Raw genomic sequence first — 13878 nt, forward strand, 5'->3', positions numbered from 1 at the left:
TCAGCCCCCGCCGGGTGACATTGCACGCGCATCCATGTCACCAGCGCTCGCGAGTATGCGCAGCAGCTGCCGGCGCCCGGGCAAGCGCCGCAGCCGGCTGCACTGCATGGCCTCGAACGTGTGCCGCTGCAGGGAGCCGGCCGGCGGCGGCGTCACCAGCAGCCGCGGCCAGGCGCGAAGAATCAGGGGCTCTTCCGACTGGATCGCCTGCACCCGAGCGAACAGGCCACCGCCGACCACCGCACCCGCCGAGCGCAGATGCGCATCGCGAGCCAGGCGAACCGCGACGCTTGGCAGGGCGTCTTCGGCGATGCACAGAATGGATGCCTGCAGGTCCGGCGGCCACGGCCGGCCCGCTTGCTGCAGCGCCCGAGCGCGCGCCAGAACCTGCGAGGCCGGCGCTTCAATCATCGGCCGCCTCGCCGTCGTCGACGCCGTCGTCGTCGTCCGCCAGGCGCATGCCCCGCACCGCGCCCACAGCCTTGGCCACCGTCGCCTCGATGGCTGCATAGCAGGCCGATTCAGATTGCAGCACCGGCAGCTGTGCGCGTAGCGCTGGCGGGATCGCGCCAAGGATTGGGGCGATGCGAGCGCCGGTCTTCTCCAGCACGGCAGCCATCACCGCGACGGGCGCCAGCTCGGCCCTGCGCGCGTCGTTGTGCATGCGCAGGCCCTCGATCCGGGCGCGCAGCAGCTGGCGGCGCTCGAACTGCAGCTCGGGCGAGGATTGGCGCGCGCGGTCGGCGGCCGTGTCGCGGAGACGCTGCGTGTAGGCGCGGACCCACTCGCGCAGCGATGCGCCCTCGACCAGCACACCAGCAGCGACCAGACGCGAGACATGCTGCTGCGACAGGCCGACCAGCAGGCCGAAGTCGGCTTGACTCTGCGCCGGTTTGTCCAGGTCGAAGCCAGCCAGGAAGCCAGAACTCAGGGGCATACAACCCCCCTCGCACCGCACACAGCCCCATGCTGCACCCCATGACTAGAGCGGGAATGCGGCCATGCAACCCGCATCCCGATCACTGCCGGGAGGACCCGGACCGCCGAGGACATAACCCCCCACCCATGCCATAACCGGTCGCCGAGCCCTAGCCCTAGTCGCGTTTTGCGGCCATGCAACCCGCATCCAGGCGCGCAGGGGAGGACCCACCCCCGGCCACCGGCCGAACCGGTCGCCGGATTTCCGGAGACGCCGGATTTGTTCTCAGCCCCTGACGGTTTCATATCCGGATGCTTTCCCATGCGTAGCTGAATCCATCTCCGGTAATCCGGTTCTCCGGCGATCCTCGACAACCCACAGGCCGGTGTTGCCGATTACGTCGCGACGGTGACGAACCACCAGCGAGCCGAACATGCGATCGCGCTGGCGCCCGAGGTACTTGCCAAGCCGGCGCGGGTTGATACCGCCCGGGCCGCCCGCGACGGCATCCAGCGCTCCGCGCAGTGGGCCATCGCGCCCAGCTTCAACGATGGCGTCTGCGACGCTTACAGCTCGATCACTGAAGGCGCGGCGCCACTCGGTCAGCACCTCGACTGCCGCTTCGCGCTCCGGGTCATCACGGTGCAGGGTGTCCAGGCAGGCGCACGGGTCGGCCATTCCCAGCGCTATCAGCGGGTCACGCACGCGCCGCGACCAATCCTCGAAGCTGCCGAGCGGCGGGCGCTGCGCCTCGACGGTGCGGCCCCACATCGCAATGGTCAGTAGCGCACGGACCAGCGGCACCCGCTCTTGGCGCGCACGCGCCACCGGGCAGAACTTAAACTCCCGCGTCTCCGGACGCTCGATACCCGGGTCGATATGGCAGACCAGGAAGCGCCGGCTCAGGTCGCCTTGGATCACCAGGTTATTGCCGGTGGCGAGGAACAGTGAGGCCACCTGCACGCGGGGCATCGAGCTGGAGCCCAGCACGCGGATGGCGACCTCGCTCTGCGTCATGGCGCTATTGAGCGCAGCCGAGCGCAGCGGCGTCTCCAGGTTGTCCAGGCACACCACCGGGTCACCGGCCAGCAGGGTGGCGCCGAGCCGCTTCTCGGCCTCTTCTTCCTTCGGTGGCCAGGACACCGCAGCCGAAGGCCGGCCCGTCGCCAGCACCGCGCACACGTCCGCCAGCTTGGACTTGCCCGAGCCGCGCACGGGCGCGGTGAAGCCGAAACCCGGGCACGTGCTCAGGCTCGGCCGCAGCACCGCCGACAGCATCGCCGCGATCGCCGTTGCTTCGTCGCTCGGGTCGACGAACACGAACCCACCCAGCAGCGCGCGCAGCGGCAGCAGCGCCGCCTCGGCTTCGGACTTCGTTGGCTTCGTGGGGATCGCGCCCCAATCTTCCGAGCTGCACACCACCGCGCGGCTGCGCGCGTCGTAGCCCTCCCGAACAATCGTGCCATCCGGATGCACCACGGGCACACATGCCACCCGCGAACGGGCTGCACCTGCCAGCGCCCGACGCGCCCGAGGTACACGGCCGGCAGCTGGGGCGGACAGCCCACCGGGCGAATCTCCGTCGTGCCGTCTTTCAGCTTGAAGGCGGCGACGAATCGGGCCGAAGCCTCGAAGGCTTCCAGCAGCATCGGCCCCGAGGCCGGCACCAGCGAAGGCAGGGAATCATCCCGCCGAACGCCTGCCGTCTTGGCGCCGAAGGTCAGGCGCACCAGCACATCGCCTCGGGCATAGAACGGCAGGCCCTTCGCCAGCAGCGCGACCTCGGCGGCGTCGGCCGATTCGTGGATCCGCCCCTTGCGGACAATGACCTCGGGCCGTGTGTCGGCGCCCGGCGGATCACCGGCCCGGCCGCGCTTCTTGGCGACTTGCGCCAGGCGCTCAAGATCTCGAGCGCTGGCCTTGTCCACCGCGGTGAGGTAGCCACCCGCGCCGGTCATGTCAGCACCGCCCGCGCGCCTTCCACACGCTCGCAGGCCACGCGCAAGCGGGCCAGGTCTTCGGCACTCAGCGGCTCGCCTGCGGCCAGCGAGCCCGCGGCGATCTCGATCACCAGGGCCTCGCGCCCCAGCACGCCCAAGGCCGCAGCCCACGCCGCCTCACGCGAGGCACGCCAGGCCGCGCGGCGCTCTTCCGGCGTGTGGGCGCGGCGCAGGTTCGGCGGGAACAGGTCGCGCCGCTGCAAGCCGAGGGCGGCCACAACGTCATCCACCGAACAGCCCGCGAAGCAGTGCAGCAGCACGCGGCCATCGTCACCGGCGGCGATCGACAGCGAGGCCGCGCGGTCTTCATGCGCAGGGCAGCGGCACAGGTAGCCGCGACCGGACCGCCGAGGGCGATCCAGACGCGACAACACCAGTTCCAGCGGCCCCGCTTCAATCTCCCGCAGAGCCGCGCCCATCATGCGGCCTCCGGCGGCGAGCTCGATCGACGCAGCGCCAGCGCTAGGGCCTGCACGTCTTCCATCAGCTCGGGCACCGCCACTTGAGCCGCGCGGCGGATCGGCTCGGAGACGGACCGGAACACGGACAGGCTCACGCAATCCGGGTCGGCCTCGATCCTGCGCAGCTGCTGCACCACCTCGGACAGCTCGCCCGCCAGGAACGCGGCGTGCGATGCCAGGGTGGCGCGCGCGTGGGCCGGCGTGCGCGGCAGGGGAATCACCTTGCGCTTACTCACGGCCATGGTGGCGGCCCTCCGCTGCAGGGCGCACGAACTCGCGACCCTCGGGCGTGATGCGCACCGCGGGCAGCTCGCGGACGGTGCGCTCGGCGAATCCGCGCTTGCTGGCGCGGGCCTCGCGGCGGGCGTTTCGCTTCGGCTTGCGGCGGCTCATACGCGCGCATCCACGCCCGCAGCGCGGGCCATCTCGCGGAGCTTCTTCAGCGGTTCGGCGATGTCGCCGAGCGCGCGATCCATGGTGTCCGCGCCGAGGTTCGCGAGGTAGAACGGTCGGCGGTGTTGCTCGCGCTGAGTCTCGCCGATCAACGCGCCGAACAGGGCCTCGGCTTCGGCGAGGCGATGGTCTGCCAGCGACACGGCGTCCAGCAGGTCACCCAGGTCTGAAACCGTCATGGTGATGGTCTTGGCGCTCATGCCGTCACCTCGGCGCGCAGGGCGGCGGCGATGGCGCGCAGTTCGGCGGCCAGGCTCTCGCTGTCGAAGATGGCGCGGCCCTCCAGGGCCATCGCCGCGTGCTGCAGCAGGCCGGGCCACTGTGGGCGGGGGACGTTGGTGCTCGCGGCCGTTGCGGCCGGGGTGCGGGTGTTCATGGTGCGGGCTCCTTGTTGACGGAGCCTGCCGGGCGCTTCCAATACGCCGGGTGGCAGGCTGTACGACGGGTTGGAAGCACCGGACAAGGAGCCGGCGGGCCTTTCGGCCCCCATCGCACAGCCCGCCGTAAAGCGGACAGTCGCGACCATGCCCTTCTCGCAGGCATGAAAAAAGCGCCTGCTAGGGCACGGCGCTTTGCGCCTTGTATCTCGGGGCTTCCACCTCCCGGCTGTCGCTTGTGCGGCAGCGCTTGAAGCATCGCACCGCACGCGCCCGCACGTCAACGCCTGCGCGCGCATCACGCGGCCCTCGGCGCGCTGCGGCTGGCGGCGATGCGGTCGGCAATCCAGGACTCGACCTCAGATTCGACCCAGCCGGCGCTATTCGGCCCCAGCTGCACGCGGCGCGGGAACTTGCCGGCGCGCTCCATGGCGTAGATGGCGGTCTTGCGGAAGCCCACCCGGCTTTCGACCTCGGGCAGGCGGATGATGCGAAGCGGACGCGACGGAACAACTTCCATAGTGCTTTCCCTCTTGGCTCACGGCGCGTTCGTTGCCGTGCGTGAGGGAAAGGCTAGGACCGGGAACGGAACCTGCCGCGTGTTCCGCTTTGTGCGGAGACCGGCAACTCTATCGGCCGTGCCAACCCACATCTTTCAGGACGCGTCGCGCCCGCTCGATCGAAACAGCAAAGCTCGCTGCCAGACGCTTGACTGCAAGCGCCCTGTCCACGCCTTGCGCCCGTAGTTTCTTGGCGAACTCGCGCTGCGCCTCTCCGTCTCCCGTGGCTGCGCGCTGCTGCTTGCGGCGAACAGCATCCTTACCCACTCGCTCAACCACGAACGCGAGCCAGAACAGACGCGCAACCTCATCTTTCAGCCGAGCCCGCGCGACCACCTCGGCGACAGCAGGGGCGCCCGAAGGGAGCACTCCGGGCCCCCCCCAATTCACGCCGCGCACGAACTCCAGGAGGCTGCGCAGCATCAGCAGCGCGCGCAGCCGCGCGGGCTTCGGGAGCAACGCTGCCGCAGGGGCAGACCATTCAACGGAGACGAACCAGTCGCCGGCCTCGTGCCTCACCGCGAACGCGGCTTCAATGCCCTTGATCTCAGGTAGTCGCTCCGCATTGATCTTTCTTTGAACTATCTCGGAAAGCTGCAGCGGCAGCGCTGACAGCGCAGCGGCGCTAGACCCGCACTCCATCAGCCGCTGGAAGACATCGACCTCATCTTCGCCAAGTCGAATGAAGTCGCGCATCACTCACCTCGGCCCGCAGGAGGCTGATTGCTACGCCTCAACGTCTCCAGATAGTCCGCCCACGCCTGCATCATCCGGCGCCGATCGGGCAGGTGCTGCGTGCGGTTGTAGGCGCGGCCGAGCGGGTCTTTCACCTCGTGCGCGAGCTGGTGTTCGATCCAGTCCACGCGAAAGCCGAGCGCTTCATCCAGCAGGGTGCGCGCGGTGGCTCGGAAGCCGTGGGCACTCTGCCGATCGCGCCATCCGATGCCGGCCAGCGCGGCGGCGAGGGTGTTCTCGCTCATCGGGCGGCCCTTGCCGCGGCTTGCGGGGAACACAAAGCCGTCCGGGCCGGTTGCGGCATGCACTTCGCGCAGGATCTCCACCGCCTGACGCGCCAGGGGCACGATATGAGGCTTGCGCATCTTCATTCGGGCGTCTGGAATCGACCAGGCACCGCTTTCCAGGTCGATTTCGCTCCAAGCGGCGCTGCGCAGCTCGCCAGGGCGCACAAACACCATCGGGGCGAGCCGCAGGGCCGATTTCACGACAAAAGACGCCTGCGAGCCCTCGATTGCGCGCAGCAGCTCGCCCAAGGTCTCCGGATCGGTCACCGCGGGGTGACTCACGGGCCTGCGCGACGCCAAAGCGCCCTGCAGGTCGCGCGAGGGGTCGCGCTGGGCGAATCCGCAGGCCACGGCGTAGCGGAAGACCCTGCCGGCCACGCTGCGGGCCCTGCGGGTCGTCTCCAGGATGCCGGCAGCCTCGCAGCGGCGCAGGGCCGCCAACAGCTCGGGCGGTTCGATCTCGCCCACGGCCCGGGCGCCGAGGTAGGGGTTCAACTTCTCGCGGAGAATCCACTCGATCTTCGCGCGGGTGACTGCGCCGATGTTCTGGCGCCCCAGCCAGGCATTTGCTACGGCCTCGAACGTGTTTTCGACGGCCGCGCGCTTGCGGGCCTTGGCGTCCTTCTTGGCTTGGCCCGGGTCGATACCCTTGGCGACCAGCTCGCGGGCCTCTTCGCGGCGCTTGCGGGCCTCAGTCAGGCTCACTTCGGGGTACTTGCCCAGCGCCAGGCGCCTTTCCTTGCCGTCGAACCGGTACTTGAGCCGCCACAGCTTCCCGCCGGCTGGCGACACCTCCAGGTACAGGCCGCGACCGTCGAACATCCGCCGAGGCTTGTCTGCGGGTGCTGCCTTTCGGCAGGCCATGTCGGAGAGCTGGCGCATGGGGCACCTCGTGGGGGCATTTTTCGGCCGCTGCGGCCGGCGCCCCAAGTATGCCCCCGAAAACTTCCCCAACCAATGCGGAATGCCCCCGGTGCGTTCCCCTCCGTTGGCGTCCGGAGCCCCTGTGGCCTTTTCGGCGGGAGCCCCTTGTTTTACTGGCCTTCCCGGCCCTTTCCGCACGCCTCCGCACGCTTGCGGAAACCGTGCGTTTCACTCCCCTTGGTGCCGAAGGGGGGACTCGAACCCCCACTCTGTCGCCAGAAACGGATTTTGAGTCCGCCGCGTCTACCGATTCCGCCACTTCGGCGGGGATGTGCTGAACGTTCGGCGCATCCGCGAGGCGGCGGTCGAACGGGCGCGGAGTATAGCAGCGGCCGGCGCGCGCGATGGGCGCGGGGCGCTCAGAAAGCGTCCGGCTCGATCCGCTGCCGCAGCCAGTCGGCAAAGGACTCCGACTCCATGGAACCCATGGAGAGGTCGAGCAGGGTCAGCAGCCAGTCGGCCTCGCTTGCGGCGAGGCGCCAGCCATTCAGGCGCAGGAACAGTTCGGTGCAGAGCAGGGCGGTGCGGCGATTGCCGTCGCGGAAGGGCTTGGCGGTGCACAGGCTGTGGCCATAGCGGGCCGCGAGGGCGGCGGCATCGGGCTCGGGTCCGAATTCCCCGCCCACCGTGGCCTGCTCGTGGGCGGCGCCGAGGGCGATGTCCAAGGCATCGGCGTCGCGCAGCCCCGGTGTGCCGCCGAAGTCCTTGATCAGCTCCGCCTGAAGGCCGATGACCGCGCTGCGGTCCAGCCAGATCCAGTCCCTCACAGCGCGGGCCTCGCGTGGGCCACGGGCCTTGCCCTCATCGCGCCAGCTCCTGCAGCAGGGCCCGGCGTTCGTGCATCAGCGCATGGGCCGTGCGCATCTGCTCGCCCAGAGCCGGATTGCGGGTCGAGAGGTGCAGGCCATCGGCGCTTTCCGTCAGGTACAGGGTGTCACCCCGGCCGATCCCCGCGCGTTCGACTGCGCTGCGCGGCAGGACCACGGCCAGCGAGGTGCCGATCTGGACGAGTCGCAGCGTATGCATGGCGGTTCCGACGGGTGGCGCCCAGGTTGGCAGGCCCGCAATGGCCTGCAAGAGCCGCGCCGCGTCGGGCGTCGCGCGAACGGGAAGGGCGGCCCGCATTGCTACAATCGTCGTCCGCTTCGCGCGGCCTTCCCGCCGACTGCTACAGTCCGGCGCTTACTTCGCCCCAGTGTGCTGTCCATGCCCGAGCGTGTATTGCTCCAACTCGACTCGCAGGGCCGCCCGACCTGGCTGGAGACCGCGCAGCGCGGCGCGCTGCCGATGCAGGCCTGGCCGCCGGCCGGTCGCGAGGCGGTGCTGCTGCTGCCGGCCGAGGCCGTGCTGTTGACTCGCGCCCCGCGCGTGGCGCGCAGCGAGGGCCTGCTGCGCCAGGCCCTGCCCTTCGCGGTGGAAGATCGACTCGCAACGCCGGTGGAGCAGCTGCATTTCGCCTTCAGCGGTGCGGGCGATCCGGTCGAACTGGCCGTGGTCGAGGCGCGGCGGCTGCAGGAGGCGCTGGCGGCCCTCGACGCCCAGGGCCTGACTGCGGTGGCCGCCTACAGCGAAGCCAGCCTGCTGCCGGCGACGGAGCCCGGGCATGGCCTGGTCGTGCTGGCTGGCGAGCGTGTCCTGCTGCGCAGCGCCGACGGCGTGCTGCTCAGCGAGCGGGCGAGCCTGCTGCCGCAGCTGATGGCGCTGCTGGAGGAGGCCAAGCCCACGGCAGCCTGGACCGTGATCCGCTGCGGCGACGCCGCCCTCGACGCGCTGCCGCCGGCGCTGGCGCTGCAGGCGCAGTCGGTGTCGACCCTGTCTGCCCTGTTGGCGCTGCGGCTGGGCTCGCCGGCGGGTCCGGATCTTCTGCAGGGCCGTTTCGCGCCGCGCCTGCGCGGCGATGCCTTGCCCTGGCTCAAGCGCGCAGCGGCCGTGGGCGGACTGGCCGTGCTGCTGGCGTTCGCGCAGGCCCTGGTCGAGCGCCAGCAGCTGCAGGCGCGCATCGAATCGCAGCAGATGGCGATGGCCGATCTGCTGCGCGAGGCCCTGCCCGGCACCACCACCGTGGTCGATCCAAGGGCCCAGCTGGAGATCGAATACACGCGCCTGCTGCGCGGCGCCGGTGGCGACGACGCCCTGGCCCTGCTGGCGCGGGTGGCCCCCAGTGTGGCCGGCAGCAGCCGCTACACGCTGGAGTCCATCGATTACCGGAGCGGCGGGCTGGAGCTCACCCTGCGCGCTCCCGATGTGGCGACATTGGACGGCCTTCGCGAAGCGCTGTCCGGTCTCGGGCTGTCCGCCGAGCTGACCTCGGCCACGCCGGGGCAGGGGGGCGTCGAAGGCCGCATCAGCCTGCGCGGGGGCCGCGCATGAAGGCCTGGTGGCTGGGCCTGTCCGATCGCGACCGCCGCGTGCTGACGGTGGGCGGCGTGCTGGCTGCTCTGCTGCTGCTGTATGCGCTGGCCTGGCTGCCGCTGCAGCGTTCGCGCGAGGCCCTGCGCGTGCAGGCGGCAGCGCAGGATGCGAGCTACCGCTGGATGCAAGCGGCCGCGCCCGAAGTGCAGCGGCTGCGCGCGGCTGGTGTGGGCGCACTGGCGCAGGACGGCCGCTCGCTGCTGGCGCGTGCCGATGCGGGGGCGCGCGAGTCGGGCCTCGGCACCAGCCTGCTGCGCGTCGAGCCGGTCGCCGAAGGGCAGATCCGCATGGTCTTCCAGCAGGTCGGATTCGATGCGCTGATGGCCTGGCTGGAGCCCTTCGCACGCAGCCAGGGCCTGCGCGTGTCCGAGTTCAACGTGCAGACCACCGGCGCCTCCGGCCAGGTCGATGCGCGGATCGGGCTGGAGGAGCGTCGATGAGGCGTGCTTTCGTCGTGCACCCGCTACGCCCGAAGGCGAGGCGTCAATCGCCGCACCAGGCGTTCCGGCCAGCGTCGAGCTTTGGTGGGCCAGGGCCCACCCTATGGACGCGCGAGTGCGCTGCTTCTGGGCCCGCAGGCGACGTACGCGTCAATAACGGCCGGGCTCGGGTCATGGCGCCACTGCAACCACCATGTTTTTCCGAGGGCTATCGATGAAGCTGCTGCTGCGTCTGTTCGTATTCGGCCTGGTGCTGGTCCTGATCCTGGGCCTGGTCGCCGCCTTCCTGCCGGCGTCGGCCGCGCTCAGCCTGGTGCAGGACCGCATGCGCGACGTACGCATGGAGGGCGTCTCGGGCAGCGTCTGGAATGGCCGTGCCGATGCGCTGACCGTGCGCGAGCGTGCGCTCGGCGCCTTCAGCTGGAAGCTCTCGCCCTGGGCCCTGTTCTCCAAGCGCATCGATGCCGACATCACGCTCGACGGCCCCGAGGTGAAGGCCGACGGCTTCGTCAGCCTCACCGGTCCCGGCAGCCTGCAGCTGCGCGGCATGCGCGCCAGCGTCGATGCACAGCGACTGCAGGGCGTGCTCGACGTGCCGGCGCTGGTGTTCAAGGGCCGCGTCGAGTTCGACCTGCGCGAGCTGGTGGTGGACCAGTACTTCCCGGCCAAGGTCGAGGGCAGCGCGCTGTGGCGCGAGGCGGCGGTGGCCGGCAGCGCCGACGCGCGCCTAGGGGACATCCGCGCCGACTTCGCGACCCAGGGCGTCGGCACCATTGCCGGCACCGTCACCGATTCCGGCGGCCCGCTCAGCATCGAGGGCGGCACGTTCTCGGCTGGGCTGCAGGGGCTGAGCGCGGAGGCCACCCTGCGCGCGCGCGATGGCGATGCGGCCGTGCAGCGCGCACTGCAGTACATCGGCCAGCCGCAGGCAGACGGCAGCTCGCGGCTGGAGATCCGCGGGCAGATGAATCGCGTGGGCGGGTGAGCGCAGGCATGAGCCCGAGCCAGCCCACCCCGGAGTTCCTCGACCACGCGCTGGAGGTCGCCAAACGCGCGGCCGCCGATGCGGCGGAAGTCATCCGCCACTACTACCGCGGCCAGTTCGAGGTCATCACCAAGGCCGACGAGTCGCCGGTGACCCGCGCCGACGTCGAGAGCGAGCAGGCGATCCGTCGCGTGCTGACCGCGGCTTTCCCTGAGCACGCGATCTACGGGGAGGAGGAAGGCACGACCGGCAGCGGCGACTGGCTGTGGCTGGTCGACCCCATCGACGGCACCAAGAGTTTCGTGCGCGGCTATCCGATGTTCAGCACCCAGATCGCGCTGATGTTCCGCGGCGAGCTGGTGCTGGGCGTGTCCTCGGCGCCGGCATTCAACGAGCTGGCCTGGGCGCGGCGCGGTGGCGGCGCCTTTCTCGACGGCGCGCCGATCCGACTCGCCCCCGCGCAGCCGCTGGAGCGCAGCGCGCTGTCGACCGGCAACCTCAAGACGCTGGCCGCGGCACCGGGCTGGAACGCGCTGGCCGGGCTGGTGCGCCGCGCCAGCCGCACGCGCGGCTATGGCGATTTCTACCACTACCACCTGCTGGCCCGCGGCGGCATCGATCTGGTGATCGAGTCCGATGTGAACATTCTCGACATCGCCGCGCTCGCGGTGATCGTGCGCGAGGCCGGCGGGGTGTTCTCCGACCTCGATGGCCGCGAACTCTCGCTGGCCACCACGACCGTGCTGGCCGGCAACACCGAGCTGCATGCCGAAGCGCTGGCGGCCTTCCGCGACTGGCGAGGGGCGGGCGCGTGAGCGCGATCAAGCCGCCGCCGCAGCTGCCGACCATCCACTCGATCGATGAGCTCGACTATGGCGGTCGTTTCCAGGTCGAACAGTTGGAACTCGAATTCAGCAACGGCGCGCGCCGGCGCTTCGAGCGCAGCAAGCCGCGGGGCCGCGGCGCGGTCATCGTCGCCGCGATGCAGGACGCCGAGACCCTGCTACTGGTGCGTGAATACGCCGCCGGCCCGCACCGCTACGAGCTGGGCCTGGTCAAGGGGCGCATCGATCCGGGCGAGGACGCGGAGACCGCAGCCAATCGCGAGCTCAAGGAAGAGGCCGGCTTCGGCGCACGCCGGCTGACGGTGCTGCGCGAGTTGACCCTGGCGCCGACCTACTTCACCCATTCGACGACCCTGGTGCTGGCCGAGGACCTTTACCCCGAGCGGCTGGAAGGCGATGAGCCCGAACCGCTGGAGGTGATTCCCTGGCCGCTGGCGCGCCTGCACGAGCTGATGCTGCGCCCCGACTGCTCGGAAGGGCGCTCGCTGGCGGCGATGTTCATCGTTCGCGAATACCTGCAGCGGCGGGGTGCGCCGTGAGCGCGGCGGCCTTCGTGCTGGATGCGGCGGCACGCAGCGAGGTGCTGGATATCGCGCGGCGCGCCGGTGCCGCCATCCTCGCGGTCTATGCCCGCGATTTCGAAGTCGAGGCCAAGGCCGATCGCAGCCCGCTGACCGAGGCCGATCTTGCTGCGCATGCGCTGATCCGCGATGGCCTCGCTGCGCTCGCGCCCGCGATTCCGCTGCTGAGCGAAGAGTCCGCGCCGGAGGACCTCAGCGAGCGCCGCAGCTGGCAGCGCTACTGGCTGGTCGATCCGCTGGACGGCACCCGCGAGTTCGTCAAGCGCAACGGCGAGTTCACCGTCAACATCGCCCTCATCGAAAGCGGCCGCGTGGTGTTTGGCGTCGTCTATGCCCCGGTGCTGGACGCGCTGTACTGGGCGCAGGCGGGGCAGGGCAGCTGGCTGTGCCCGGCGGACGGCGAACCCGCGCAGCTCAGCGTGCAGCAGCCCGCGCCGCGTCCGCTGCGGGTGGCGGTGTCGCGTTCGCACCTCGATCCGAAGAGTGCGGCGATGATCCAGCAGCTGCAGCAGCCCCTGCAGGTGCCGCTGGGCAGCTCGCTGAAGTTCTGCCGCCTGGCCGAGGGTCAGGTCGATCTGTATCCGCGCTTCGGGCCCACCGGCGAGTGGGATACGGCCGCTGGCCAGTGCGTGCTGGAGGAGGCGGGCGGCGCGGTGCTGGGCCTTGATGGCCTGCCGCTGCGCTACAACCAGCGCGAAGGCCTGATCAATCCCGACTTCATCGCGCTCGGCGACGTCGAGCTGCCCTGGCGCGAGTGGCTGTAGTTCGCTTTCGAGCCCCCATGAGCGCGGCCGCGGGCTCGGGGTGAAGGGGCGTGCCGTCGACCCGCATTCATTCTTCAGACTCCGAGCACACCATGCCCGCCGAAATCCCCACCCACGCCGATCCCGTCGAGCGCCTGCGCGCGATCATGGCCCAGCTGCGCAACCCCGACGGCGGCTGCCCCTGGGATCTCAAGCAGAACTTCCGCACGATCGCCCCTTGCACCATCGAAGAAGCCTACGAAGTCGCCGATGCCATCGACCGCGGCGACTTCGACGAGCTGCGCGATGAGCTGGGTGACCTGCTGCTGCAGGTGGTCTTCCACGCGCGCATGGCGGAAGAGGAGGGCCGCTTCGCCTTCGCCGATGTCGCCGAAGCCATCTGCGACAAGCTGATCAGACGGCATCCGCATGTGTACGCCGAGGCCAGCGCCGACGAGGCCGACGCCGCGCTCGCGCAGTGGGAGGCGCAGAAGCGCGCCGAGCGCGCGGCCAAGGGCGAGACCGACACCAGCGCCCTGGCCGGGGTGACCCGCGGCCTGCCGGAGTGGGCGCGCGCGCTCAAGCTGCAGAAGAAGGGCGCGTCGGTCGGCTTCGACTGGCCCGACGCCGCGCCGGTGATCGCCAAGCTGCACGAAGAGCTGGAAGAAGTACGCGCCGAACTCGCCAAGGGCCGCGGCCATGAGGCGCTGGAGGACGAGATCGGCGACGTGCTGTTCGTCGCGCTGAACCTCGCGCGCAAGGCCAAGGTCGACGCCGGCAGCGCCCTGCGTCGCGCCAACCTGAAGTACGAGCGTCGCTTCCGTCGCATGGAGACGCTGGCCGCTGAGCGCGGCACCACGCTGGAGGCACTGGGGCTGGCGGAGCAGGAAGCGCTGTGGGATGCCACGAAGGCCGAGGGTTTGTAGCGCGAAGCCGGGATTTGGGATTCGGGATTCGGGATTGGAGGAATCGTCGCGCGGCTGCGCTGGCGCCAAGCCCCCCAAGGGTGGGCCCTGGCCCACCACGAGCTCCGCCCTGCCCCGGTCCGGATCTCTCACCCGGAACCTCCCGGTCGGCAGTTGAAGCTCACGCTGTAGTGGCGACTCGCCAGCGCGCGTCGTCAGCCAGCGGCGCTACCAAGGCCCCAGAACGCAGA

General features: G+C 70.4%; 20 protein-coding genes and 1 tRNA gene. 7 read left to right on the plus strand and 14 right to left on the minus strand.

All coding sequences use genetic code 11. The features are described 5' to 3' along the window. From Q0654_RS20940 to Q0654_RS21005, 14 genes are all read right to left on the minus strand, one after another. Complete coding sequence (locus tag Q0654_RS20940) at nucleotides 1-411, minus strand: hypothetical protein (protein WP_298857040.1); 411 nt, start codon at nucleotides 409-411, stop codon at nucleotides 1-3. After that, nucleotides 404-937, minus strand: coding sequence for a hypothetical protein (locus tag Q0654_RS20945; protein WP_298857042.1), 534 nt, complete (start codon nucleotides 935-937; stop codon nucleotides 404-406). The genes Q0654_RS20940 and Q0654_RS20945 overlap by 8 nt, the downstream gene beginning before the upstream one ends. Nucleotides 938-1204: 267 nt before the next feature. Then, nucleotides 1205-2404 (minus strand): hypothetical protein, encoded by a 1200-nt coding sequence (locus tag Q0654_RS20950; protein WP_298857044.1) that lies wholly within the window; start codon nucleotides 2402-2404, stop codon nucleotides 1205-1207. Nucleotides 2405-2873: 469 nt separating this feature from the next. Continuing rightward, a complete protein-coding gene (locus Q0654_RS20955) occupies nucleotides 2874-3341 on the minus strand; it encodes a hypothetical protein (RefSeq protein ID WP_298857046.1) in 468 nt (155 codons plus the stop codon). Further along, nucleotides 3338-3622 (minus strand): hypothetical protein, encoded by a 285-nt coding sequence (locus Q0654_RS20960; protein WP_298857048.1) that lies wholly within the window; start codon nucleotides 3620-3622, stop codon nucleotides 3338-3340. The genes Q0654_RS20955 and Q0654_RS20960 overlap by 4 nt, the downstream gene beginning before the upstream one ends. Then, a complete protein-coding gene (locus Q0654_RS20965; protein ID WP_298857050.1) occupies nucleotides 3609-3773 on the minus strand; it encodes a hypothetical protein in 165 nt (54 codons plus the stop codon). Before Q0654_RS20965 ends, Q0654_RS20960 begins: the two co-directional genes overlap by 14 nt. Beyond that, the gene (locus Q0654_RS20970) at nucleotides 3770-4033 is read right to left on the minus strand and encodes a hypothetical protein (protein WP_298857065.1); all 264 of its coding nucleotides are present in this window, start codon (nucleotides 4031-4033) and stop codon (nucleotides 3770-3772) included. The genes Q0654_RS20965 and Q0654_RS20970 overlap by 4 nt, the downstream gene beginning before the upstream one ends. Continuing rightward, nucleotides 4030-4209 (minus strand): hypothetical protein, encoded by a 180-nt coding sequence (locus Q0654_RS20975; RefSeq protein WP_298857067.1) that lies wholly within the window; start codon nucleotides 4207-4209, stop codon nucleotides 4030-4032. Before Q0654_RS20975 ends, Q0654_RS20970 begins: the two co-directional genes overlap by 4 nt. Nucleotides 4210-4508: 299 nt before the next feature. Next, nucleotides 4509-4730, minus strand: a complete 222-nt coding sequence (locus Q0654_RS20980) for an AlpA family phage regulatory protein (protein ID WP_091237418.1) — start codon at nucleotides 4728-4730, stop codon at nucleotides 4509-4511. A 109-nt stretch (nucleotides 4731-4839) separates the two neighbouring features. Beyond that, nucleotides 4840-5466: a hypothetical protein gene (locus tag Q0654_RS20985; RefSeq protein ID WP_298857069.1), complete on the minus strand. Its 627-nt coding sequence runs from the start codon at nucleotides 5464-5466 to the stop codon at nucleotides 4840-4842. Then, nucleotides 5466-6674: an integrase arm-type DNA-binding domain-containing protein gene (locus Q0654_RS20990; RefSeq protein WP_298857071.1), complete on the minus strand. Its 1209-nt coding sequence runs from the start codon at nucleotides 6672-6674 to the stop codon at nucleotides 5466-5468. The genes Q0654_RS20985 and Q0654_RS20990 overlap by 1 nt, the downstream gene beginning before the upstream one ends. A gap of 220 nt (nucleotides 6675-6894) precedes the next feature. Continuing rightward, a tRNA-Leu gene (locus Q0654_RS20995) sits at nucleotides 6895-6981 on the minus strand. A gap of 94 nt (nucleotides 6982-7075) precedes the next feature. Beyond that, entirely contained in the window at nucleotides 7076-7483 is a 408-nt protein-coding gene (locus Q0654_RS21000) for a Fic family protein (RefSeq protein ID WP_298857073.1), read from the minus strand. 34 nt (nucleotides 7484-7517) lie between these two features. Then, nucleotides 7518-7742, minus strand: a complete 225-nt coding sequence (locus Q0654_RS21005; protein ID WP_298857075.1) for an AbrB/MazE/SpoVT family DNA-binding domain-containing protein — start codon at nucleotides 7740-7742, stop codon at nucleotides 7518-7520. A 195-nt stretch (nucleotides 7743-7937) separates the two neighbouring features. Between Q0654_RS21005 and gspL the strand changes: the two genes are divergently transcribed. From gspL to mazG, 7 genes are all read left to right on the plus strand, one after another. Next, nucleotides 7938-9086, plus strand: a complete 1149-nt coding sequence (gene gspL / locus Q0654_RS21010) for a type II secretion system protein GspL (RefSeq protein ID WP_298857076.1) — start codon at nucleotides 7938-7940, stop codon at nucleotides 9084-9086. Beyond that, nucleotides 9083-9568, plus strand: coding sequence for a type II secretion system protein GspM (gene gspM / locus Q0654_RS21015; RefSeq protein ID WP_298857078.1), 486 nt, complete (start codon nucleotides 9083-9085; stop codon nucleotides 9566-9568). Before gspL ends, gspM begins: the two co-directional genes overlap by 4 nt. A gap of 214 nt (nucleotides 9569-9782) precedes the next feature. After that, nucleotides 9783-10553: a type II secretion system protein N gene (locus tag Q0654_RS21020; protein WP_298857080.1), complete on the plus strand. Its 771-nt coding sequence runs from the start codon at nucleotides 9783-9785 to the stop codon at nucleotides 10551-10553. An 8-nt stretch (nucleotides 10554-10561) separates the two neighbouring features. Further along, complete coding sequence (locus Q0654_RS21025; RefSeq protein ID WP_298857082.1) at nucleotides 10562-11368, plus strand: inositol monophosphatase family protein; 807 nt, start codon at nucleotides 10562-10564, stop codon at nucleotides 11366-11368. A gap of 5 nt (nucleotides 11369-11373) precedes the next feature. Then, entirely contained in the window at nucleotides 11374-11937 is a 564-nt protein-coding gene (nudE, locus tag Q0654_RS21030) for an ADP compounds hydrolase NudE (RefSeq protein ID WP_298857312.1), read from the plus strand. Beyond that, nucleotides 11934-12743, plus strand: a complete 810-nt coding sequence (gene cysQ / locus Q0654_RS21035) for a 3'(2'),5'-bisphosphate nucleotidase CysQ (RefSeq protein WP_298857084.1) — start codon at nucleotides 11934-11936, stop codon at nucleotides 12741-12743. The genes nudE and cysQ overlap by 4 nt, the downstream gene beginning before the upstream one ends. A 92-nt stretch (nucleotides 12744-12835) precedes the next feature. Beyond that, nucleotides 12836-13648 carry a nucleoside triphosphate pyrophosphohydrolase gene (gene mazG / locus Q0654_RS21040; protein ID WP_298857086.1) on the plus strand — a complete coding sequence of 271 codons (813 nt, stop codon included), beginning with the start codon at nucleotides 12836-12838 and terminating at the stop codon, nucleotides 13646-13648. Nucleotides 13649-13878: the final 230 nt, after the last annotated feature.

Source organism: uncultured Aquimonas sp. (genome assembly GCF_937888285.1).
GTDB lineage: Bacteria > Pseudomonadota > Gammaproteobacteria > Xanthomonadales > Xanthomonadaceae > Aquimonas.

Coding starts and splice junctions, on each gene's coding strand:
- Q0654_RS20970 (WP_298857065.1), bottom strand. CDS start 4,033: ATGAGCGCCAAGACCATCACCATGACGGTTTCAGACCTGGGTGACCTG.
- mazG (WP_298857086.1), top strand. CDS start 12,836: ATGCCCGCCGAAATCCCCACCCACGCCGATCCCGTCGAGCGCCTGCGC.
- Q0654_RS20940 (WP_298857040.1), bottom strand. CDS start 411: ATGATTGAAGCGCCGGCCTCGCAGGTTCTGGCGCGCGCTCGGGCGCTG.
- Q0654_RS20975 (WP_298857067.1), bottom strand. CDS start 4,209: ATGAACACCCGCACCCCGGCCGCAACGGCCGCGAGCACCAACGTCCCC.
- Q0654_RS20980 (WP_091237418.1), bottom strand. CDS start 4,730: ATGGAAGTTGTTCCGTCGCGTCCGCTTCGCATCATCCGCCTGCCCGAG.
- Q0654_RS20945 (WP_298857042.1), bottom strand. CDS start 937: ATGCCCCTGAGTTCTGGCTTCCTGGCTGGCTTCGACCTGGACAAACCG.
- Q0654_RS20985 (WP_298857069.1), bottom strand. CDS start 5,466: ATGCGCGACTTCATTCGACTTGGCGAAGATGAGGTCGATGTCTTCCAG.
- Q0654_RS21005 (WP_298857075.1), bottom strand. CDS start 7,742: ATGCATACGCTGCGACTCGTCCAGATCGGCACCTCGCTGGCCGTGGTC.
- Q0654_RS21025 (WP_298857082.1), top strand. CDS start 10,562: ATGAGCCCGAGCCAGCCCACCCCGGAGTTCCTCGACCACGCGCTGGAG.
- Q0654_RS21020 (WP_298857080.1), top strand. CDS start 9,783: ATGAAGCTGCTGCTGCGTCTGTTCGTATTCGGCCTGGTGCTGGTCCTG.
- Q0654_RS20960 (WP_298857048.1), bottom strand. CDS start 3,622: ATGGCCGTGAGTAAGCGCAAGGTGATTCCCCTGCCGCGCACGCCGGCC.
- Q0654_RS20955 (WP_298857046.1), bottom strand. CDS start 3,341: ATGATGGGCGCGGCTCTGCGGGAGATTGAAGCGGGGCCGCTGGAACTG.
- gspM (WP_298857078.1), top strand. CDS start 9,083: ATGAAGGCCTGGTGGCTGGGCCTGTCCGATCGCGACCGCCGCGTGCTG.
- Q0654_RS20990 (WP_298857071.1), bottom strand. CDS start 6,674: ATGCGCCAGCTCTCCGACATGGCCTGCCGAAAGGCAGCACCCGCAGAC.
- Q0654_RS20965 (WP_298857050.1), bottom strand. CDS start 3,773: ATGAGCCGCCGCAAGCCGAAGCGAAACGCCCGCCGCGAGGCCCGCGCC.